The organism is Vibrio sp. 10N.239.311.G01, assembly GCF_041465805.1.
In the GTDB taxonomy this organism is placed as follows: domain Bacteria; phylum Pseudomonadota; class Gammaproteobacteria; order Enterobacterales; family Vibrionaceae; genus Vibrio; species Vibrio crassostreae_C.
In genome coordinates, this window is sequence record NZ_JBFSRM010000017.1 from 17,082 (window position 1) to 38,537 (window position 21,456).

18 protein-coding genes are annotated in these 21,456 nt (G+C 44.3%); 14 read left to right on the forward strand and 4 right to left on the reverse strand.

The window, feature by feature from the left end; all coding sequences use genetic code 11:
* Nucleotides 1-61: 61 nt before the first annotated feature.
* Both nrdA and ubiG read right to left on the reverse strand, forming a co-directional pair.
* The gene (nrdA, locus tag AB6D06_RS14390; RefSeq protein ID WP_372110637.1) at nt 62-2,344 is read right to left on the reverse strand and encodes a class 1a ribonucleoside-diphosphate reductase subunit alpha; all 2,283 of its coding nucleotides are present in this window, start codon (nt 2,342-2,344) and stop codon (nt 62-64) included.
* Between the two features lie 508 nt (nt 2,345-2,852).
* The gene (ubiG, locus tag AB6D06_RS14395) at nt 2,853-3,596 is read right to left on the reverse strand and encodes a bifunctional 2-polyprenyl-6-hydroxyphenol methylase/3-demethylubiquinol 3-O-methyltransferase UbiG (RefSeq protein WP_372110640.1); all 744 of its coding nucleotides are present in this window, start codon (nt 3,594-3,596) and stop codon (nt 2,853-2,855) included.
* Between the two features lie 258 nt (nt 3,597-3,854).
* Between ubiG and gyrA the strand changes: the two genes are divergently transcribed.
* Nucleotides 3,855-6,497, forward strand: coding sequence for a DNA topoisomerase (ATP-hydrolyzing) subunit A (gene gyrA, locus AB6D06_RS14400; protein WP_017072500.1), 2,643 nt, complete (start codon nt 3,855-3,857; stop codon nt 6,495-6,497).
* Nucleotides 6,498-6,666: 169 nt separating this feature from the next.
* A complete protein-coding gene (locus AB6D06_RS14405; protein ID WP_371721085.1) occupies nt 6,667-7,296 on the forward strand; it encodes a tetratricopeptide repeat protein in 630 nt (209 codons plus the stop codon).
* A 39-nt stretch (nt 7,297-7,335) separates the two neighbouring features.
* Here the strand turns inward: AB6D06_RS14405 and AB6D06_RS14410 are convergent, their stop codons facing one another.
* Both AB6D06_RS14410 and nrfA read right to left on the reverse strand, forming a co-directional pair.
* Entirely contained in the window at nt 7,336-7,680 is a 345-nt protein-coding gene (locus tag AB6D06_RS14410; RefSeq protein WP_372100992.1) for a rhodanese-like domain-containing protein, read from the reverse strand.
* Between the two features lie 126 nt (nt 7,681-7,806).
* Nucleotides 7,807-9,237, reverse strand: coding sequence for an ammonia-forming nitrite reductase cytochrome c552 subunit (gene nrfA, locus AB6D06_RS14415; protein WP_017093831.1), 1,431 nt, complete (start codon nt 9,235-9,237; stop codon nt 7,807-7,809).
* A gap of 481 nt (nt 9,238-9,718) precedes the next feature.
* Between nrfA and nrfB the strand changes: the two genes are divergently transcribed.
* From nrfB to AB6D06_RS14475, 12 genes are all read left to right on the forward strand, one after another.
* On the forward strand, nt 9,719-10,303 hold the full coding sequence (gene nrfB / locus AB6D06_RS14420) for a cytochrome c nitrite reductase pentaheme subunit (protein ID WP_372110645.1): 585 nt from the start codon (nt 9,719-9,721) through the stop codon (nt 10,301-10,303).
* 3 nt (nt 10,304-10,306) lie between these two features.
* Nucleotides 10,307-10,993, forward strand: a complete 687-nt coding sequence (gene nrfC, locus AB6D06_RS14425) for a cytochrome c nitrite reductase Fe-S protein (protein WP_372100994.1) — start codon at nt 10,307-10,309, stop codon at nt 10,991-10,993.
* A 2-nt stretch (nt 10,994-10,995) separates the two neighbouring features.
* Nucleotides 10,996-11,970, forward strand: a complete 975-nt coding sequence (gene nrfD / locus AB6D06_RS14430) for a cytochrome c nitrite reductase subunit NrfD (RefSeq protein ID WP_372100995.1) — start codon at nt 10,996-10,998, stop codon at nt 11,968-11,970.
* 185 nt (nt 11,971-12,155) lie between these two features.
* Nucleotides 12,156-14,072, forward strand: coding sequence for a heme lyase CcmF/NrfE family subunit (locus tag AB6D06_RS14435; protein WP_372100997.1), 1,917 nt, complete (start codon nt 12,156-12,158; stop codon nt 14,070-14,072).
* Complete coding sequence (locus tag AB6D06_RS14440) at nt 14,053-14,607, forward strand: DsbE family thiol:disulfide interchange protein (RefSeq protein WP_004733376.1); 555 nt, start codon at nt 14,053-14,055, stop codon at nt 14,605-14,607. The genes AB6D06_RS14435 and AB6D06_RS14440 overlap by 20 nt, the downstream gene beginning before the upstream one ends.
* Nucleotides 14,604-15,044 (forward strand): heme lyase NrfEFG subunit NrfF, encoded by a 441-nt coding sequence (gene nrfF, locus AB6D06_RS14445; RefSeq protein ID WP_372110650.1) that lies wholly within the window; start codon nt 14,604-14,606, stop codon nt 15,042-15,044. The genes AB6D06_RS14440 and nrfF overlap by 4 nt, the downstream gene beginning before the upstream one ends.
* A gap of 89 nt (nt 15,045-15,133) precedes the next feature.
* Nucleotides 15,134-15,310, forward strand: a complete 177-nt coding sequence (locus AB6D06_RS14450; RefSeq protein ID WP_017063565.1) for a hypothetical protein — start codon at nt 15,134-15,136, stop codon at nt 15,308-15,310.
* A 249-nt stretch (nt 15,311-15,559) separates the two neighbouring features.
* Nucleotides 15,560-16,156 carry a GTP cyclohydrolase II gene (ribA, locus tag AB6D06_RS14455; protein ID WP_372073726.1) on the forward strand — a complete coding sequence of 199 codons (597 nt, stop codon included), beginning with the start codon at nt 15,560-15,562 and terminating at the stop codon, nt 16,154-16,156.
* Between the two features lie 176 nt (nt 16,157-16,332).
* A complete protein-coding gene (locus AB6D06_RS14460) occupies nt 16,333-17,592 on the forward strand; it encodes an imelysin family protein (protein WP_017063566.1) in 1,260 nt (419 codons plus the stop codon).
* A gap of 111 nt (nt 17,593-17,703) precedes the next feature.
* Nucleotides 17,704-19,092 carry a di-heme oxidoredictase family protein gene (locus AB6D06_RS14465; protein WP_102332080.1) on the forward strand — a complete coding sequence of 463 codons (1,389 nt, stop codon included), beginning with the start codon at nt 17,704-17,706 and terminating at the stop codon, nt 19,090-19,092.
* A 159-nt stretch (nt 19,093-19,251) separates the two neighbouring features.
* A complete protein-coding gene (locus AB6D06_RS14470; protein WP_102332081.1) occupies nt 19,252-20,313 on the forward strand; it encodes an imelysin family protein in 1,062 nt (353 codons plus the stop codon).
* Complete coding sequence (locus AB6D06_RS14475) at nt 20,303-21,391, forward strand: DUF1513 domain-containing protein (protein ID WP_372110655.1); 1,089 nt, start codon at nt 20,303-20,305, stop codon at nt 21,389-21,391. The genes AB6D06_RS14470 and AB6D06_RS14475 overlap by 11 nt, the downstream gene beginning before the upstream one ends.
* Nucleotides 21,392-21,456: the final 65 nt, after the last annotated feature.

Consider the following 21,456-nt stretch of genomic DNA (forward strand, 5'->3'; position numbering starts at 1 on the left):
TGTTAATGCTTTAAACCCAGAGAAGATAACTCTTCTCTGGGGTCTTAATGTTTATTGCGGTTTAGATCTTACAACCGCCGCCTTCACAATCTTCTTCCGGCACTTGAACTGCATCGCCTTGGTCGTCTTTAGCACCATCACGAGTGTTATGGTAGTAAAGCGTCTTAACACCGTACTTGTACGCTGTTAGTAGGTCTTGAAGCAGCTTCTTCATTGGTACTTTACCGCTGTCGTAAACACTTGGATCATAGTTAGTGTTTGCAGAGATAGCTTGGTCAACGAATTTTTGCATGATACCCACTAGGTGTAGGTAACCGTCGTTAGAACCAATGTTCCAAAGTAGCTCGTAGTTCTCTTTAAGATTTAGGAAATCTGGAACCACTTGCTTAAGGATGCCGTCTTTCGATGCTTTCACTGATACGTAACCACGTGGTGGCTCGATACCGTTAGTCGCGTTCGAGATTTGAGACGATGTCTCAGAAGGCATAAGCGCTGTTAGCGTAGAGTTACGCAGACCGTGCTCCATGATCTCTTCACGTAGAGAATCCCAATCGTAGTGCAGTGGCTCTTCACATACTAAGTCGATATCTTTTTTGTAAGTATCGATTGGCAGTAGGCCTTTCGCGTAGTTGGTCTCGTGGAAAGATGGGCAACGGCCTTGCTCTTTCGCTAGTTCAACAGATGCTTTTAGCAAGTGGTATTGAATTGCTTCAAAAGTACGGTGAGTCAGGCCATTCGCGCTGCCATCAGAGTACTTAACACCATTCTTCGCTAGGTAGTATGCGTAGTTGATTACACCTACACCTAAAGTACGACGGTTCATTGTCGACTTGTATGCAGCTGGAAGCGGGTAGTCTTGGTAATCAAGCAGTGCATCTAGAGCACGAACAACCAGCTCAGAAAGCTCTGCTAGGTCGTCCAGTTCATTGATTGCGCCAAGGTTGAATGCTGAAAGCGTACATAGTGCAATTTCGCCTTCGTCATCTTCTACGTTAGAAAGTGGCTTAGTAGGAAGCGCGATTTCTAGACATAGGTTCGATTGACGAACAGGTGCTACTTCAGAATCAAACGGGCTGTGTGTATTACAGTGGTCAACGTTCTGAATGTAGATACGACCAGTAGAAGCACGCTCTTGCATTAGCAGAGAGAAAAGCTCAACGGCTTTAACCGTTTCACGCTTCACTGAAGGATCGTTTTCGTACTTAACGTATAGCTCTTCAAAACGGTCTTGGTTTTCGAAGAACGCATCGTAAAGGCCAGGTACGTCTGAAGGTGAGAACAGGCTGATGTTGCCACCCTGAACTAGGCGAGAGTACATAAGCTTGTTCAGCTGTACGCCGTAATCCATGTGACGAACTCGGTTCTCTTCAACGCCGCGGTTGTTTTTCAGTACTAATAGAGACTGAACTTCACCGTGCCATAGTGGGTAGAATCCCGTTGCTGCACCGCCACGAACACCACCTTGAGAACAACATTTTACTGCTGTTTGGAAGTATTTGTAGAAAGGGATACAGCCTGTGTGGAACGCTTCACCATTACGGATTTCAGAACCAAGCGCACGGATACGACCTGCGTTGATACCAATACCAGCACGTTGAGATACGTAACGAACAATTGAGCTTGCTGTCGCGTTGATTGAATCAAGGCTGTCACCACACTCGATCAGTACACAAGAACTGAATTGACGAGTAGGCGTACGTACACCAGACATGATCGGTGTAGGTAGAGAAATCTTAAACGTAGACGATGCGTCGTAAAAACGTTTGATGTAGTCAAGACGAGTCGATTTCGGGTATTTAGCGAATAGACACGCAGCAACTAAAATGTAAAGGAACTGAGCACTCTCGTAGATTTCTTTCGTTACACGGTTTTGCACGAAGTATTTACCTTCGAGCTGCTTAACCGCTGCGTAAGAGAAGTCTAAGTCACGTTTGTGGTCGATGTACTCGTCAAGCTCTTCGAATTCAGCTTTCGTGTAATCTTCCATAAGGTGGCTATCGTATTTACCCATATCAACCAGTTTTGCAACGTGGTCATACAGTGCAGGCGGCTCGTATTCGCCGTACGCTTTTTTACGTAGGTGGAATACAGACAGACGTGCTGCTAGATATTGGTAATCAGGAGTCTCTTCAGAGATTAAATCCGCTGCTGACTTGATGATAGTTTCATGAATGTCAGTAGTGGTGATGCCATCGTAAAACTGAATGTGAGCTTTCAATTCTACTTGTGATACAGAAACATTGTGCAAGCCTTCAGCTGCCCATGTAATCACGCGATGGATCTTCTCTAGATCGATCGTTTCTTTGCGCCCGTTACGCTTGGTAACAGTAAGTTGTTGGTTCATTCTGCTTAATTTCCCTAACAAAACTGAACAAGGCCGTGTTTTTGTGTATTTCTGTGTAATTTTTGTAAATTACGTTTCGGCTTTGTGATCTTGGTCTACCCATACATTGTAGTTCAAACACAACATATAGGGGTCATTTGTTTGTTGGGTTACAAGATAGTGCTACAACTGATATTTTTCAAGGTAAAGAAATGGGGTTGCTTGTGGATAAGTGGTGGATTGAAAAAAAACTGTAAGTGACCACTAACTGATGAGGTTATATGTGACTTGATTGTATAAAAGTCGGCTTTTAATGATGCTTTATTTTTGCACGCCCATAAAAAAAAATTCCTTGATCTTTGGCCAAAATGGGCGATTGATTTTAGGCGATTAAATTTAAATCGAGGTGGTCAAAATGGAAGCTAGCGCACGAAATTTAGACTGAAAAAAGTCGCAAAGTTATGGTAATTGCAACTCTTTTCATTCGTCTTTTTTACAAAAGGTTTTACGGTAGGGCTACCGATATTTTTTAGCCAAAGTTTTTCGTGTGGACGATGTAGTTTACGTCTACATTTGTGCCTAAACGATAAGTGTCCGTAAGAGGATTGTAGTGCAGCCCTGTAATCCCTAGTTCTTGCAGCGGAGTGTTATCGACCATCTTGATAAGTTCAGCAGGGCGAATGAACTTCTCGTGTTCATGAGTGCCTTCTGGAACGATCCTCAATAGCTTCTCTGCACCAACAATCGCAAACAAGTAAGATTTGAAATTACGGTTTAATGTAGAAAAGAACACGTGGCCGCCCGGTTTCACCAATTTCGAACAGGCAGTGATAACAGATTGTGGGTCAGGAACGTGTTCAAGCATTTCCATGCACGTTACCACATCGTACGTCTGTGGGTTCTGTTCTGCGTGGTCTTCGATAGTGCTCTGGATGTAATCGAGCTTGGTGCCAGTTTCCAATGCGTGAAGACGTGCCACTTCTAGCGGTTCTTTACCCATATCTAGGCCAGTGACTACTGCGCCCTCAACAGCCATGCTTTCAGCCAAAATGCCGCCACCGCAGCCAACATCGAGGACTTTCTTACCAAATAAACCTTCGGTCTTTTCTAGCACGTAATTTAGGCGCAGTGGGTTGATTTGATGTAGTGGCTTAAATTCGCCTTCTAGATCCCACCAGCGTGACGCCATGTCTTCGAATTTCTTGATTTCTGCTGGGTCTACGTTCTGTGATTTAGTCATAATCGGCATTTCCAAGTTAAATAATGCATCCATGAAATTGCAGGCATTATAACTTGCCTTTTCGCGCTGACCAGAAGATCTACAATTTTGCTAGTTTATTGGATGTAAAGTGACCATGTTTCAGCAAGATATGATGCGGAGGTGCAATTTCTCATCAATTGATTGGCTACAAGGGTCACAAGATGGTAAAAGGAGAGGGAAAGTGATGCCTCCGTAGGTAAATTTGTGTTATATTTTTCGGTCTTATACGTATTCAAAAATACGATCTGACTATAGAGGGAAAATGGCTCTATGAGCGATCTAGCGAAAGAGATCACGCCCGTAAATATTGAAGATGAGCTTAGAGGTTCATACCTAGACTACGCGATGTCCGTCATCGTTGGTCGTGCCCTTCCAGATGTGCGTGATGGCCTAAAACCTGTACACCGCCGCGTTTTGTTCGCGATGAATGTACTAGGTAATGATTGGAACAAACCATATAAAAAGTCTGCTCGTGTAGTAGGTGATGTAATCGGTAAATACCACCCACATGGTGATAGTGCTGTATACGATACTATTGTTCGTATGGCGCAACCGTTCTCACTGCGTTACATGCTAGTTGATGGCCAAGGTAACTTTGGTTCTATCGATGGCGACTCCGCGGCTGCAATGCGTTATACCGAAGTTCGTATGGCGAAAATTGCTCACGAGCTCCTGGCTGACCTTGATAAGGAAACTGTGGATTACGTACCGAACTACGATGGTACAGAACAAATTCCAGCAGTACTTCCTACAAAAATTCCTAACCTATTGGTAAACGGTGCTTCTGGTATCGCAGTAGGTATGGCTACCAACATCCCACCACATAACCTTGGTGAAGTTGTTGATGGCTGTTTAGCATTTATCAATAATGAAGATATCACTATTGATGAGCTAATGGACTATATCCCTGGTCCTGACTTCCCAACAGCAGCACTTATCAGTGGTCGTAAAGGCATCGTAGATGCTTACAAGACTGGCCGCGGTAAGGTTTACATGCGTTCAAAAGCGGATATCGAAGTAGAGAAGAATGGTAAAGAAACCATTATCGTTACTGAGATCCCTTACCAAGTAAACAAAGCTCGTTTGATCGAGAAGATTGCTGAACTGGTTAAAGATAAGAAAGTAGAAGGCATCAGTGCACTGCGTGACGAGTCTGATAAAGACGGTATGCGTATTGTTATTGAATGTAAGCGTGATGCAGTAGGCGAAGTGGTTCTTAACAACCTATACGCTCAAACTCAACTGCAAACGACTTTCGGTATCAACATGGTTGCGTTGAATAACGGTCAACCACAGTTGTTCAACATCAAAGACATGCTTAAGTGCTTCGTAGACCACCGTCGCGAAGTTGTGACTCGTCGTACTATCTTCGAATTGAAGAAAGCACGCGACCGTGCACACATCCTTGAAGCATTGTCTCTAGCACTTGCTAACATTGATGAAATCATTGAACTGATCAAGAGCGCGCCAACACCAGCAGAAGCTAAAGTTGGTTTAGTGTCTCGTGGTTGGGATCTTGGTAACGTTGCTTCAATGCTTGAGCGTGCAGGCACTGACGCAGCTCGTCCTGATTGGTTGGAAGACCAATACGGCATCCGCGATGGTCAATACTTCCTAACGGAAACACAAGCACAAGCTATTCTAGAACTTCGTCTTCACCGCCTAACAGGCCTTGAGCACGAGAAGATTCTAGACGAGTACAAAGCCCTTCTAGAAGAAATCGCTGAGCTAATGCACATTCTTGCAAGCACTGAGCGTTTGATGGAAGTTATCCGTGAAGAACTTGAAGCAGTACGTGAAATCTATGGCGACGAGCGTCGTACAGAAATCACAGCGGCAGTTCATGACATCGACATGGAAGAGCTGATTGCTCAAGAAGACGTTGTAGTAACGCTTTCTAACGCAGGTTACGTTAAGTACCAAATCCTAAGCGACTACGAAGCTCAGCGTCGTGGTGGTAAAGGTAAGAGTGCAACTAAGATGAAAGATGAGGATTACATTGAGCGTCTGCTTGTAGCTAATACTCACGATAACATCCTATGTTTCTCTACTCGTGGTAAGACATACCGTCTGAAAGTTTACCAACTGCCATTAGCAAGTCGTACTGCTCGTGGTAAGCCTATCGTTAACATTCTTCCTCTAGAAGAAGGTGAGCGTATCACGGCTATCCTGCCTGTTTCTGAGTTCTCTAACGAGAAATTCATCTTCATGGCAACCGGCGACGGTACTGTTAAGAAGACATCACTGGATCAGTTCGCAAACGTACGTGCTAACGGCCTAATTGCCGTTAACCTACGTGACGATGATTCACTGATTGGCGTTGACATCACTAACGGTGATAGCGACATCATGCTGTTCTCTAAATCGGGCAAAGTTGTTCGCTTTAACGAGGACAAAGTACGTGCAATGGGCCGTACTGCCTCTGGTGTTCGTGGTATGAAGCTTCCAGAAGACGATCAAGTAGTATCGTTGATTGTTCCTTCTAACGAAGGCGATATCCTAACTGTGACTCAAAACGGTTACGGTAAGCGTACTGAACTAGCTGAATACCCAACGAAAGGCCGTGCAACGCAAGGTGTGGTATCTATCAAAGTCTCTGAACGTAATGGCCCAGTTGTTGGCGCTGTTCAAGTTGAAGAAGGCGACGAAATGATGATGATCACCGACGCAGGTACGCTAGTACGTACTCGCGTTGCGGAAGTAAGCCAAGTTGGTCGTAACACTCAAGGTGTAACACTGATTCGTACTTCTGACGACGAGAATGTTGTAGGTCTACAACGTATCGACGAAGTAGAAGAAGCTGAGGTTGTTGAAGGCGAAGCTGAAGTAGCAAACGCTGAAGCAGCAGTCGTTTCTGAATCAAGTGAAGAGCAAGCATCAGACGCTTCTGATAGCGAGCAAGACACTGAGTAATCTTTCACTTCTATAAATAGAAGTTGAGACAAAAAGCCGAGCCATTGTGCTCGGTTTTTTATTACCTAAAATTTGGCTGTGACTTGTGTAAAAGCCAATAGCTAAACCTCGATCAATATTGTTTTAGTGAGAAAAAGGTACAGTAAAGCGTCAATGAAAGGAGAGTGGAATGGATATCTGGTTACTGATTGCTTTGCTGCTAATGAGCCTATTTCTAGTGGCAATCGTGATCGCATCAAACAGAAAGACCAGTCATCTGAAAAGCAACCTCCTTATTTCATGTGTGGCGATATTAGTCAGCATTCTGGTTTGGTCTCAGATGAAACAAGAAGCCCCTCAACTTACTTCAAGTGACGACAGCAGCTATACAACAACAGATTTCCAAAATGAACTTCAGCAGAGCTTGGAGCAAGACCCTAATCAATCAGATCTTTGGTTTAAGCTTGGTGGTGTTTATATGCAGAAAGGGGAGTTTGATGCGGCGTTTACCTGTTACGACTACGCGATTCGCTTAGACCCTCAAGCGCCTTCAGGCTTGTATGCCGCTAAAGCTACCGCACTTTATTATCTCAGTTCACAAGCGATGAGTGATGACGTCAACAAACTGCTAGAGCAATCTATGGATCTTGATCCGAACGATCGAACGGCCTTGATGTTAATCGCGACCGATCACTTCATCAGTATGCGCTATCAACAAGCGATCGATGCTTGGACTCAAATTCTCGACTCTAATCAGAAGGGGATTGATCGTGTTTCTATTATCCACTCGATCAACCAAGCCAAACAGATGATCCGTTAAGCTTGGCCCAATCGCTAGTCGTTAATCGTTAGCCTTTGGCTATTTACTTTCCTGCATTTCAATCAGGCCACCTGCGTTGTGGATTTGAGTAAACCCTTGAGCTTGTAAGAATTGATAGGCTTGTCCTGAGCGATTACCACTGCGGCAATACAACACGATTGGCTGGTCTTTATCTATGTTGGCAAAGTGTGTTGCGACCTCAGACAGTGGGTAGTTAATGGCGTTGTCGAGATGCCCTTGTTTGAACTCCTCAGGTGTTCTGACATCAACTACCAATGCGCCTTTCTCAATCATTTCCCACCCTGTTTCTGCTCGTTCTGAGGCGTGAACGCCTGAACTGAGTAGTGCAATACATAATGCCGAAAGCGAAAGTAAGATTTTCATTGTTTATTCCTTGAATTGGCGAGCGGATCGGGGGGGCGATATTGATGTGTCTTCCCCAAAACCTAAAAAAACCAGCCACACAACAATAGTGTGACTGGTTTTTACGTAATGGTCTAATTGAAGAAACTAGTATTCGTAGTTGGCTTCACGCTTTTCAGCTTGCTCTTCCCATTTAGGAACAACAGTGTCTAAGAAGTGTTGTTTCTCAGCGTTCATCTTATCCATGTCCATTCCAAGCGCTTTTTGAGCTGCTTCTTTTGTCGAGATATCTGGAATCTCGATTGGATCGGTGATGCCTTTCTTCGCCAGTAGACGAACAATCTTAGTTCGAGCATCGGCTGCGCGGTCAACGGCAGTACCTAGCACTTCTAGAGCGATTTCAGGTGCATGCATATGAATGCCGTGAGATGCAATAGCGTAGTCCCAACGCCATTGAGCGTGACGGATATCCAGTAGGATAGGCTCCATCTCTTGCTCTGTCGCACCCGCTTCCCATGCCGCGCCTGCTTCAAAGTGAGCAGCTACGATTTGTTTCTCAGCAGTCAGCTTCATGTTCAGAACTTGCGCTTTGCGGCTTGAAACGATGTTACGCATGGTTTCTTTCGATTGAGTGTGACAGTTTGCACACGTATCTTCGAAGCGGTCGAATGGGTTACCCACTTTATGGTCGGTATAAACAGTGCCATCTTCTTTGGTAACTTTCGGCATATGACAGTCAGCACAAACGACTTTGTTCTTACCATGGATGCCTTCGCGCCATGTTTCAAAACCTGGGTGCTGTGCTTTCAGCATTGGTGCTTTCGATACTTTATGCGTCCAATCTTTAAAGTTGATTGCATCATAGTAGCGTTCCATGTCGCCAACGGTTGTACCTTGGTCCCAAGGGAATTTCACACCTTTGGTTGGCCCTGTGAAGTAGTATTCCACGTGGCACTGAGCACAAACAGATGCTTGTTGGTCTAAGCGGCTTTGTTCATCAAACTTTTTACCAATCGTTTCAAATGCACGTTCAACGTAAGGACGAGTCACCTTAAGAGCTGGTTCACCATTTTTAAAGCCTTCGCTTTTGGTATCGTGACAGTCTGAACAGCCAATAGGGTTAATGATCTCGTTGCCAAGACGCGCCCACTTACCTTCGAAGTAACCATCTTCGCCACGTTCTTCAATAACACGTGCTACGTCTGGGCTCTTACAGCTCCAACATGCCATTGGCATTGGGCCTGAGCTTTCGTCTGTTGGGCCGCCAGTACGAAGCGTTTGTCGTACATCGTCAATCGCATAAAAGTGACCACGTGCCTTGTTGTAATCTTTTGCGAAGCCGTAGCCAGCCCACATGATAACCATGTTGGGATCTTCTTTTAGTGCATCTTCTATGGTTTCGCTTTCTGAAGTCTGTCTCCATGAATGATATTGATCTGGGTGGTTTTGCTCGAACTGGTCGTTACGAGGATCGCCAATTTCTTTTTGTTCAGACGCAGCAAAACTGGTCGCGCTTGCTAGTGATGCGCTAACCATTAATAGTGCTGTGACCGAATTACGTATCCAATGCTTTTTCACAGTGATATCTCCAATATACTGATTCTTATACCAAGCGTTGTGAGTTTGCTATTCAAATTAAGAACTGGAGAATTCCTGTTTATATTAATTCATAAACAAACACATTTTGTTACGTGTTGGATATAGCTTGTCTTAGATCAATTAATGGTAGTGACTTCAATCACGTTGAAGTTTATACACCCCTAAAGGGGTATTGGCGGGCAGTATTATTAAAATTTAATTGAGAATTATTATCATATATAACAATCAATTACTTAAATTGACCATGATATAAATAGGGTGATTGCGTTCACAGATTAACCCATCCAAATTTCGTATTACCCAATTAGAGGTATATTCTAACTATAGAAAGCGTTGTGGCTTATCCAAAATAAGAATTGATATCATTTAAGCGGTAATAATATCGTTTAAGGGTACTTTTGTTTAACCGGAATATTATTTAGTTGAGAGTTAAATAATGCCGGTATAAGGAAAGGATAAAATGGGCAATATTAAATTGGCCATAGTCATAATGCTTAAATCCCTTCTAGCATTCTGCCTCTATGGTTATCCCATTCATGCTGTTGCTGAGCCTGCTGTTACGCCAGTAGGAGAATCAACAAGACATGAAGTCGAATTAATCCGCGACAAAGACTACAAGTGTGTTCAATGCCATAAAGATTCAAAAGAAACGGTATTGGGTTCACATGGTGAAAGTGCACACGCTTTGCTTGGCCGCGAAGTAAATTGCACCGACTGTCATAGTTCTATTAGCCCCGATCACCGTGAAGGTGCGCCTGAAGTGGTGAAGTATCGCGAGGCTCAATCACAACCGGGAACTGAAAAGGTTTTCCTAGACCCTAGCTTAATTTTAGATGCCAATAGTCAATGTATCGATTGTCACAAGCCTGATGATCTGCGTGAAGCGAGTTGGACTCACGATGTTCACGCGCAAAACTTAACGTGTTCAAACTGCCATGATGTTCATGCGACTGAAGCAAAGGTGTTGGGCTTAGATAAGAAGCAAACCATCAAGCTGTGTGTGGATTGCCATTCAGACTTCAACCAGAAGAAAGAAGAGGAGTAATCTATGAGCTGCTCAAGAAGAAACTTTTTAGCAGGCGCTGGTGCCGTTATTTTTACCACAGGTGTAGCGGGAACTGCGGCAGTAACAAGTCGCAAGACGCTAGCCAATGTTCAAGAAGATGGCACTAAACGTTATGGAATGATTCATGACGAAACCGCTTGTATTGGTTGTACCGCCTGTACCGAAGCATGTCGTGAAGTAAACAAAGTACCTGAAGGTGTATCGCGCTTAGAAATTATTAAGAGTGAGCCCCAAGGCGAATATCCCAATGTTGATTACCGTTTTACTCGTAACTCTTGCCAGCATTGTGATAACGCACCTTGTGTGATGGTTTGCCCAACAGGCGCGGCCTACAAAGATGAAAAAACCGGCATTGTCGACGTTCATCAAGAGAAGTGTGTCGGTTGTGGTTATTGTCTATTGGCTTGCCCATATCAAGTGCGCTTTTTCCATCCTGAGAACAAGTCCGCAGATAAATGTAACTTCTGTCGTGATACCAATCTTGCACAAGGGAAGTTGCCTGCTTGTGTTGAATCTTGCCCTACCAATGCGCTGATATTTGGCGACTTAAATGACCCTAAGAGCGAGATAAACCAGGTACTTAAATCTGAAGTGGTTTACAGAGATAAGGCTTATCTAGGTACTCAGCCAAAACTCTATAAAGTGCCACACCAAAAAGGGGAGATTTGATTATGAGTGCATGGGATACAGCGTTTCAATCAGGTACCGTGGTTTGGGACTGGATCATTGCTATCTATCTGTTTTTGGCGGGTATGTCAGCGGGGGCAGTGATGATCTCGATTTACCTTAAGAGAAAGGTGATTGAGGACGATCCAGCGAATAATGGTGTATTAAAGGCAACGGCTTTTCTAGCACCATTCGGGATCATCTCAGGTTTATTGATCTTGGTTTTCCACCTGACGAAACCACTATCATTTTGGAAGATCATGATCTTTTATAATCCGACGTCAGTGATGTCGATGGGTGTGATCTTATTCCAAGTGTATATGGTGATCCTATTTGTTTGGATCGGCATTATATTCCGAAATCAGATTGCCGTATTCTTGAGTGATCAAGCATGGTTAAAAGGGCGATTCGATTTTGTCAGTAACTGGATTGGCAAATTAGAATCTTTTGAGAATGTTTTTGAAATATTCTTAGCTGTGCTTGCGCTATTACTTGCGGCTTACACTGGCTTCTTACTCTCTGCGCTAAATACCTTCCCAATGCTGAATAACCCAGTGTTGCCGATATTGTTCTTATTCTCGAGTTTATCCTCGGGAGCGGCGGCATGTATTTTATTTGGTGTGTTGGTCTTTAAGGAGTCTCCGCATAGTGCGAGTATTTCTTGGATCCACGGCTTCGAACGTCCTGTTGTTATGTTTGAACTGTTTGTCCTTGTTACTTTCTTCACTGGGTTGATATTTGCTGGTGGTCAAAGTGAGCAGGCAGTATGGAACGCGATTGGCGGTGGTTTCTGGGCAAGTTGGTTCTGGTATGGCGTAATTGGTGTGGGTATGGTTTTACCCTTGTTGCTTAACGCCGTGACACCAGCATCGGTTCGCCATAGTACTGTGTATATTTTCTCTGTTACTTCATTGAGTCTGATGGGCGTATTAATGCTAAGAACGTTTGTCCTTTATGCAGGACAATTAACGTTAGCTTAATTTCGCTCAAGGTTATAAGTGAGTGGATGTTGGATACTAAACATCTGCTCACTAAATTTCTTTTCGCTGAGTAACAGTAGCTAGTTGAGTAATAATAGCTAGTTGAGTTACATCAGCTAGTTGAGCAATCAATGCCAATAATGGTTTAACTTGGTTCTGCTTAGGTAGAGCCTGATTGAGGTGATATGGTCGGTTCTTTGGGGCTGTTTAGTTTAATTTTGGTCGCTGTTCTCAGCAGCATTATCGCTGTGTATTCGATGTATCAAATGCTAACTAAACAAGCACAAAATGTGGCTTTAATTCGCAGTTTCTCCCTCTCTAGCGCTTTGTTTTCCATTGGCGCTATCGTTTTACTTGGCTATGCCTTTGTAGGTGACGACTTTTCCATCCTCTATGTTGCAGAACACTCCAATACTCAATTACCCACCTTCTTCAAAATGGCCGCTGTGTGGGCTGGACATGAAGGCTCATTGCTATTTTGGGTCTTAACCATTAGCTGTTGGTCGGGTGTGATTGCCCTACAAAAGCAATATTCTTCTGAGTATCAGAGCTGCGTATTGTGGGTGATGAATGTGTTACTCGCGATATTTGCTTGGTTCACGTTATTCGCATCAAATCCATTTGAAATGAACTCGATCTTGCCGCTAGAAGGGCGTGACCTTAACCCTATGTTGCAAGATGTTGGTTTGATTTTTCACCCGCCACTACTTTACCTTGGCTATGTCGGCTTTTCTGTGGTTCTGGCATTTGCAGTTGCCGCTTTGCTGGTTGATCCAATTGAATTTGATTGGGTTGCGCATTGTCGCAGTTGGTGTCTAGTCGCTTGGACCTTTTTAACTGCAGGGATCATTCTTGGCTCTTGGTGGGCGTATTACGAATTAGGCTGGGGCGGCTGGTGGTTCTGGGATCCTGTTGAAAATGCCAGCTTGTTGCCGTGGCTTACTTCAACAGCTTTACTGCACAGCTTAGGCGTTGCTAAGGGCAAACAACAGCTCTTGAAATGGTCTCTCAGCCTTGCTTTCATTACGTTTTGTTTGAGTATCTTAGGCACCTTTATTGTTCGTTCTGGCGTATTAACGTCGGTGCATGCTTTTGCTGTTGACCCAACCAAAGGTATCGCACTGCTACTTATATTAGTGTTGGTACTGGTGAGCTCATTTTCTCTGCTTATCATCAGAGGAGAGTCTTTTGAATCTAACCCGATTACTAGCTTCGCGAGTAAGAGCTTTTTAAGCCTAGTTGCGGTGCTCATTTTTGTCCTGGCGACCGCTGTTGTGGTGTTTGGTACGTTTTATCCAATGGTCTTTGAACTGCTTGGGTTGGGGAACATATCGGTAGGTGCGCCTTACTTTAATTTGTTGATTGCTCCTTTGGCTTTGCTTGCGTTAGCCGTCGTCGGCTTAGCCCCTTTGCTGAGTATTAAACCTCAAGCGACTAAAGGTGTTATTACGCTGATCGCTCTAGTATCTATTGGTCTAGGGTTCGCCTGTTACGCTTTGCAAGTCGAGCAGACCCAAATGATGGCACTGCTGACTTGGGGCCTCGCATTCTGGGTTTTACTCACTCATGTTTACGGCTTAGTGGTTACCCGAAGTTCTAAGTTCCAACGCAAAGTCTGGGTGATGACCTTTGCTCATGTCGGGGTTGCAGTACTCGCTGTAGGTGCTGCAATGAATAGCTATCACTCATTTGAGCGCAGCTATAAACTAAGCCCAGGCGCACAAGTAGAGTTCATGGATTGGACGCTTTCTCATCGTGATACCGAGCTTTATGTCGCCTCAAATTTTACCGCAGAGAAGGCGATACTAAACTTAGATGCCGGCGATAAAAGCTTTACCATAGCGCCAGAAAGAAGACACTACCAAGTTCGAGTCATGAACATGAGTGAGCCTGCAATGAAGTGGTTCTGGCATGGCGATGTTTATATCACCATGGGCGAGAAAGTCGATTCCACCGCTTATGCATTTCGAGTGCAATACAAGGCGTATGCACGCTGGATCTGGTTTGGTGGGTTGTTCTCCATTCTTGGCGCTTTACTCTCATTGACTCATCGTAAAAAGAAAACCGTTAAGGCGTCACAGTATGCATACCAGCGTTCGTAACAAGCTCATCACGTTAATTATCTTGGCATTAATGGTGGTGTTGGGTTTTGCCTTTGCGCTCAATAATAAGCAGCAATCGACGATTGTGTCGGAGCAAAAAAGGGCATTCCCAGAATTCATATCTACTGCGTTAGCGAATAGTGAAGGCATCAGTAGTAAACAGGAAATTACGTTGGCTGATGTCACTCAGCATCCTTATCAACTGGTTAATGTATGGGCTTCGTGGTGCGGTATATGTAAAACTGAGCACGCTTTTTTGCTCAAACTTCATGATAAAGGTATTCCAATTGTTGGGCTCAATTATCGAGATAACTCCGGGGCAGCGATCAATGTGTTATCGAGCGATGGCAATCCGTACTCAACGGTGATCAGTGATCCTCAAGGTAAGCTAGCGTTAGAACTCGGCGTAATCGGTACTCCTGAAACGTATCTGGTCGACGCTGACGGCCAAATCATTAAGAAGTTACTGGGCGTGATCAACGAATCAGTGTGGCAAGAAGAACTTGCGATGTATTTTGATGGTGCGAATGGATGATGAAGCCTTTAATACAAGCACTCGTTGTGCTGTCTACGCTTATGGTTATTAGTTTTCCGATTTTGGCAGAAGATCTGTTTACAGCCAGTAATAAGGACACGAGTATTCAAGTTGAACTGTTTGAGTTTGAAAACCCAGAACAACAGCAGCGCGCTATTACATTGGCAAAAACCCTACGTTGCCCGCAATGCCAGAATCAAAACTTGATTGAGTCGAACTCTCCAATTGCAAAAGAATTACGCCTCGTTGTATTCAATATGGTGAAAGCAGGGAAGAGTAATAATGAGATTACTCGATATATGACGAAAAGATTTGGTGAATTTGTACTTTATAAGCCGGCGATGAAGGTTTCAAATCTATTACTTTGGTTGCTACCGAGCCTATTATTTCTCTTATTTATATATTTATCAGTAAAAAGTGTTAGGAAGAGCTCATAAAAATTGTGTATTACTGTTTACCAATTGACCTGTATTTTGTAACATTGACCGATTATAAAGGCTAAGCACTGCTATATAAGGATGTATCTGTGGATAACGTAATCTCAAATTTAAAGAAAGAGTTCCATACTCATGTCCGATCTGATAAATGGGCAGAAAAATACAGTGCAAAGTCGAGCATTTCTACGCTTACTCAAGAAGAGTTAACCGAATTAGAGAACGCTTGGGTTCAGCTTGTCATCTGGAAGCAAACTCAAGTAAGTTGATCGTTCTGTAAAAAATCGTAGTCTTAGCCGCAACTGATTAATTTATAACCCCATGTTGGTCATCCCAATGTGGGGTTTTTTCTTATGTGAAAAATAATTGTTATATTATAACAATTTGTACGAGGTCGACCTTGAAAAAAATTGTTAACAGCCTCATAGTGTCTATCATTAGATAGTTAGCTACAAAATATTGCCTAGACATATAATGTAGTGTTGTTAAATACATCGAATTTTCAAGTGAGTATAGCTATGGCGGAAGTGCGTGCCAGAATAGATTTCAAAGTAGGGGTAACAAGCAATATAGATGCTGAACTTCTGTCTTTTCATGGATTGAAAACAGATAAAGAGCATGTTGCTGTGATATTTAAATCAGCAGACAAGACACAAGACATACCTCTTGTTCGTATGCACTCTGAGTGCCTGACTGGTGATGTTTTCCATTCTTCTCGCTGTGACTGTGGCGAGCAGTTAGACGAAACCATTAGAATTATGGGTGAGACGGGTGGGGTGATCCTTTATCTTCGCCAAGAAGGTCGTGGTATTGGCTTGTACAACAAAATCGATGCGTACCGTCTGCAAAGCGAAGGCATGAACACCTATGAAGCCAACAACCACCTAGGTTTTGGCGATGATCTACGCGATTTTACTGAAGCTGCTGAAATGCTACGCGCCTTAGGTACTACAAAAATCCGCTTAGTCACCAACAACCCTAAGAAGATCAATGAGCTAAAATCTTTTGGTATTGAGATTGAAGAAGTGGTGAATACCTCTGCTCATATCAAATCGGGTAATGAAAGCTACCTGAAGGCAAAAGTCTCACACGGTAAGCATAATCTGGATATCTGATTAGCCTCTTTGTTACGCTTAACATAAAAATGTTTAAAGACCTCACATATGTGAGGTTTTTTTGTATTTATCTTGCAATAAAATTGTAAGTTTGTATTATTTCAATCCGTGGTGCAAATGATAATGGTTTGCACTATTACTACGAATAATAATTTAAAGCTCAACAAGGATGCTTCATGACCATTAAATCTTTAGTGACAAAAGCCGTAACTTCGTCACTCATTTTTGCCTCTGCTTCTTCTTTCGCAGCAGTAACTCAAGATCAAGTTGTAGAACATTACGCAGATATTGCGCATGCAGTGTTTGCAGATTCAGTAATTACAGCAAAAGCGTTGAACTCTTCTATTGATACCTTCTTAGCTTCTCCTTCTGCTGGCAACTTCGAACAAGTAAAACAAGCTTGGCTTGAGTCTCGCGTACCATACCAACAGTCAGAAGTTTTCCGCTTCGGCAACGCTGTTGTTGATGATTGGGAAGGCCAACTGAACGCATGGCCACTAGATGAAGGCCTGATTGATTATGTTTCGACTGATTACCAATATGAACTTGGTAACGAAGGCGCTAGCGCAAACATCGTGGCTAACAAGACTTTCCAAATTGGTCAGACTACCGTTGATGCAACCAACATCACCCCTGAGCTAATCGCAGACTTGAACGAGATCGGTGGTTCTGAAGCGAACGTAGCGTCTGGCTACCACGCAATTGAATTCCTACTTTGGGGCCAAGATTTAAACGGTACAAACAGCGGTGCAGGTGAGCGTGCTTACACTGATTTCGTTGTTGGCGCTGAGTGTACTAACGGCAACTGTGACCGTCGTGGCGCATACCTAAAAGCATCTGCTGAGCTACTTATCCAAGACCTAGAATGGATGGAAAAGCAGTGGGCTGAAGGCGAGAAAGGCAACTACCGTCAAGAGCTTCTTTCAGAATCTAGCGAGAATGGTCTTCGTAAAATGCTGTTTGGCATGGGTTCACTGTCTCTAGGTGAGCTAGCGGGTGAGCGTATGAAGGTTGCACTAGAAGCAAACTCTACTGAAGACGAGCACGATTGTTTCTCTGATAACACGCACAACTCTCACTACTACAACGAGCAAGGCATCTACAACGTTTACACGGGTCTATACAAGCGTGAAGACGGTACTCTGCTTTCCGGCCCAAGCCTGTTCGACCTAGTAGAGCAAAAAGATGAGCAAGCTGCGAAAGAGATTCAAAAGCAGTTTGACCTAGCACGTGCACAAGTAGGCGAATTAGTAACGTCTGCAGAGAAAAACAACCAGCACTTCGATCAGCTAATCGCTGCTGACAACGCTGCGGGTAATGCACTAGTAAACAAAACAATTGTTGCGCTAGTGTCTCAAACAGCGGCTATTGAGCGTGCTGCGGGTGTGATTGGCATTGATAGCCTAAACCCAGACACAGCGGATCACGAGTTCTAAGAACCCGAGCCGACACAAATGTAAGGGCTCTGATTGAGCCCTTAATTGTTTGATCCTCAAGAAAGCCACACCCACATAAAAACTAAAATCAAAAACACAGCAAGGCAATGTATGAAGTCGTATCTCTCAGCCTCACTATTAACCGCACTGTTTTTAGTATCTCCATTACACGCTCATGAAACCTACTCTGGCGGCAAAACGACCGTGAAGAAAGAAGGAGCGAACGCTTTTTCCCTTCCCGCAGCCAATCTACCAATGAGTAAGCGCTTGGATTTCAGCGTAGGTAATAGCTTCTTTAGAAACCCTTGGGTTCCTGCACCGTCATCAACCGATGCTCGTGATGGGTTAGGACCACTATTTAATACTAACGGCTGTCAAAACTGCCACATCAAAGATGGTCGTGGTCACGCGCCAGAAGAAGGAGATGAGAACGCAGTATCCATGTTGGTTCGTTTAAGCATTCCGGCTGAAACGCCTGAGCAGCGACAAGCCTTCATTCGAGATGGTGGAATTCCAGAGCCGACGTACGGCGGTCAGCTACAAGATTTTGCGCTTCAAGGTGTAAAACCAGAGGGCAAAGTGAACATTAGCTACACGGATGTTCCTGTTGAATTCAAAGACGGCACCGTCGTTACTCTGCGTAAACCCACTTTAAATATTACTGAACTTGCTTTCGGCGAGATGCATCCTAAGACCGAGTTTTCAGCTCGAGTGGCGCCGCCAATGATTGGTCTTGGTCTGCTTGAAAGTATCCCACAAGAAACGATTCTAGGATTTGCAGAGCAGCAATTTGCTGACAAGCAAGGTGTGTCGGGTAAAGCTAACTATGTTCTTGATGTTCAAACCAATGAAATGGCGCTAGGTCGTTTTGGTTGGAAAGCCGGGCAGCCAAACTTAATGCAGCAAAACGCGGCGGCATTTAACGGTGACTTAGGCCTGACAAGCCGCTTATTTCCGAATGAAAACTGCACATCAGCGCAATCAACCTGTGATGATTTTCCAAATGGTGGCGAGCCAGAAGTCAGTGACAATATCTTAGATTTTGTTGAGTTCTATTCGCAGCATCTCGCAGTACCTATTCGTCGTAATGTCGATAGCCCAGCTGTCGTACAAGGTAAAAAACTGTTCAAAGACGTTGGTTGTCAAAGCTGTCACCAGGCCGAATTCCGCACGGCAGAGCGAGAAGGTCTGTCTGCATTATCTAATCAGTTAATTAGCCCATATACCGACATGTTGCTACACGACATGGGTGAAGGCTTAGCGGACAATCGCCCTGAGTATCTTGCCAATGGTCAAGAGTGGCGTACCACACCACTTTGGGGATTAGGTTATACCAAAGAAGTGAACGGTCACACCTTCTTACTTCATGACGGTCGCGCAAGAAACGTTATGGAAGCGGTACTTTGGCATGGTGGTGAAGCAGAAATGGCAAAACAAAAAGTATTAGCTTTGAGTAGCAGTGAACGCGAAGCACTACTAGCGTTTTTGGACTCATTATAGGCTGTCTTGAATTCAGTTAAGCCAACGGCTTAGTTACTTAAGAAAACCGCTAACAAAAGACTGACTACCGCTGAACTTGTAGGAATACGAGGCCAGCGGTCGTTTCATATTTATTGAACTCATATAATTAAAAGAAAAACTAGGAAGTAAGGTAACAGCATGGCACATAAATTTTTGTTAATGCCCTTGTCGGTATTAATCATGGCAGGCTGCCAGTCATCGGGTGAGCAAACGGCTTCATCTGAGGTTAACGGTGTCTCTTATCAAGCAGACACGACTGCTCATATCAGCCGTAGCGTGTATCAACAAGAGTTTGATTCAGCCGTGCTATTCGCTAAGCAAGCCGGTGAGCTGGAAGTCTTGATGCAGGGTTACTGTGAAACCAACAATATTGAGCTGGATGCGTTGGAAAATCAGTGGCAGCTCACCATGAACAGCTGGATGGCACTGCAAGGACAAGAAAGAGGCCCAACAGCGGCATTGGAACAGAGCTGGAATGTTCAGTTTTGGCCAGACAAAAAGAACACCACAGGTCTAAAAATGCGTCAACTGACTCAGCAAGATAAAGCTTGGTCACAAGATGAAATCGCACAGCAGAGTGTGACTGTTCAAGGGCTTGGCGCCTTGGAGTGGTCTCTGTACGACGAGCAATCTCCATTGCTTCAAGACAAAGCTTCAGGTTGTCTATCTTCACAAGCTATCGCACAAAACCTGGCGATGAAATCGGCCTCTATTGCTGAAGCTTGGCAGGTTAACCCGTGGTTAGCACTGGACGAGATGCGTTGGGAATCGGAGTACATCGCTTTGTTGACCAATCAACTTGATTACAGCATGAAAAAACTGAGTCGTCCGATGGCTAAAATTGGTCATCCACGCCCTTACTTCTCGGAATCATGGCGCGCTCAAACCTCAATGACTCAGCTGAAATCGAACGTAGCGGCGCTAGAGAAATTGTACTTAGCAGATGGTAATGGTCTTGATGGTTTATTGAGAGAAAAGGGCTTAAATGACCTTGCCGATCGTGTAGCTGCCCAGTTCACGCTAACCTTAGATACTTGGCCTACAGACTCTAGCTTGTTTACTCTATTACAGAGCAAAGAGGGCTACCGAGAGGTGCTGACTCAATACAACAAACTAGAACGTTTGAAGTACCTGATTCATGAAGAAGTAGCGATAGAGCTTGGCGTGGTAATAGGATTTAATGCTACCGATGGTGACTGATAATACGCGAAGATCGTTACTCAAGGCTGCACTGGGTTGTGCAGCTGTTCCATTGCTTCCGTTTGGGTGTGCGACTCGAAAGGATGGGGTGAGTGCGTCGAACGATCCCCAACTGATTGGCTGTGCGCTTAATGGTCGTGGTCAATATTCTGCAGTTGTGGCTGACGAATTTGGCATGCCACTGAGCCAACTTCCCATCCCCAATCGTGGCCATGGCGTCGCGATTTGCCCAACCTCATCGCATGCGGTGGTTTTTGCTCGTCGTCCTGGTGACTATTTTATGGTGTTTGACTATAAAAACGGTCAGCAGATCAAAATGGTCGTCAAAGGTAACAACCGCCACTTCTATGGTCATGGGGTTTACTCATTAGATGGCAAGTTACTGTATGCCACCGAAGGGAAAACGGACACCAGCCAAGGCGTGATTGGCGTTTACGATGTCGCGCAAGGCTATCGTAAGGTCGAAGAGTTCACTGGTTTCGGTATCGGCCCACATGAAGTGATCATCATGCCGGATGGTAATCTCGCGATCGGCGTTGGTGGCGTTCATACTGATGGTAGAACACCGAAAAACCTCGATTCGATGCTGCCGAGCTTGAGTTATGTTTCTCCTGAAGGTCTGTTACTTGATCAGGTTGAATTGTTGGATAAGAAGCTGAGCATTCGACATTTAGCCCATGATGGTGCTGAAACGGTACTTTGTGGCCAGCAATATCGTGGTGAACCAGATGAGTATCCTTCGCTATTGGCGATGCATACTAAAGGCGGCCAGTTTGAATCACTGAACGCAGAGCCTGAGCAATGGGCAAGGTTCAATCACTATATCGCCAGTATTGCGGCGTCAGACGATTGGATTATTGCGACTTCGCCAAGAGGCAATTGCTACGGTATTTGGTCGAAAGAGACCAAAGAATTAGTAGAACTGTCTGCATTATCTGACGCTTCTGGTGCTGTGCTGTTTGATGGTGAGTTTCGATTAAGCTCTGGGGCGGGCAGTGTGGTTAGCCAGCGCAAGCCTTATGAGAAATCAACTCAGCAATCATCGGTCCAGTGGGATAATCACTGGAGTGCAATTTGATTCATAAATCCCTTAAAAAATAACATGCTTACTCCCGTTTCTTTGCCATACTTATGGAATTGCTG

Coding starts and splice junctions, on each gene's coding strand:
- nrdA (WP_372110637.1), bottom strand. CDS start 2,344: ATGAACCAACAACTTACTGTTACCAAGCGTAACGGGCGCAAAGAAACG.
- ubiG (WP_372110640.1), bottom strand. CDS start 3,596: ATGGATGCATTATTTAACTTGGAAATGCCGATTATGACTAAATCACAG.
- gyrA (WP_017072500.1), top strand. CDS start 3,855: ATGAGCGATCTAGCGAAAGAGATCACGCCCGTAAATATTGAAGATGAG.
- AB6D06_RS14405 (WP_371721085.1), top strand. CDS start 6,667: ATGGATATCTGGTTACTGATTGCTTTGCTGCTAATGAGCCTATTTCTA.
- AB6D06_RS14410 (WP_372100992.1), bottom strand. CDS start 7,680: ATGAAAATCTTACTTTCGCTTTCGGCATTATGTATTGCACTACTCAGT.
- nrfB (WP_372110645.1), top strand. CDS start 9,719: ATGGGCAATATTAAATTGGCCATAGTCATAATGCTTAAATCCCTTCTA.
- nrfC (WP_372100994.1), top strand. CDS start 10,307: ATGAGCTGCTCAAGAAGAAACTTTTTAGCAGGCGCTGGTGCCGTTATT.
- nrfD (WP_372100995.1), top strand. CDS start 10,996: ATGAGTGCATGGGATACAGCGTTTCAATCAGGTACCGTGGTTTGGGAC.
- AB6D06_RS14435 (WP_372100997.1), top strand. CDS start 12,156: ATGGTCGGTTCTTTGGGGCTGTTTAGTTTAATTTTGGTCGCTGTTCTC.
- AB6D06_RS14440 (WP_004733376.1), top strand. CDS start 14,053: ATGCATACCAGCGTTCGTAACAAGCTCATCACGTTAATTATCTTGGCA.
- nrfF (WP_372110650.1), top strand. CDS start 14,604: ATGATGAAGCCTTTAATACAAGCACTCGTTGTGCTGTCTACGCTTATG.
- ribA (WP_372073726.1), top strand. CDS start 15,560: ATGGCGGAAGTGCGTGCCAGAATAGATTTCAAAGTAGGGGTAACAAGC.
- AB6D06_RS14460 (WP_017063566.1), top strand. CDS start 16,333: ATGACCATTAAATCTTTAGTGACAAAAGCCGTAACTTCGTCACTCATT.
- AB6D06_RS14465 (WP_102332080.1), top strand. CDS start 17,704: ATGAAGTCGTATCTCTCAGCCTCACTATTAACCGCACTGTTTTTAGTA.
- AB6D06_RS14470 (WP_102332081.1), top strand. CDS start 19,252: ATGGCACATAAATTTTTGTTAATGCCCTTGTCGGTATTAATCATGGCA.
- AB6D06_RS14475 (WP_372110655.1), top strand. CDS start 20,303: ATGGTGACTGATAATACGCGAAGATCGTTACTCAAGGCTGCACTGGGT.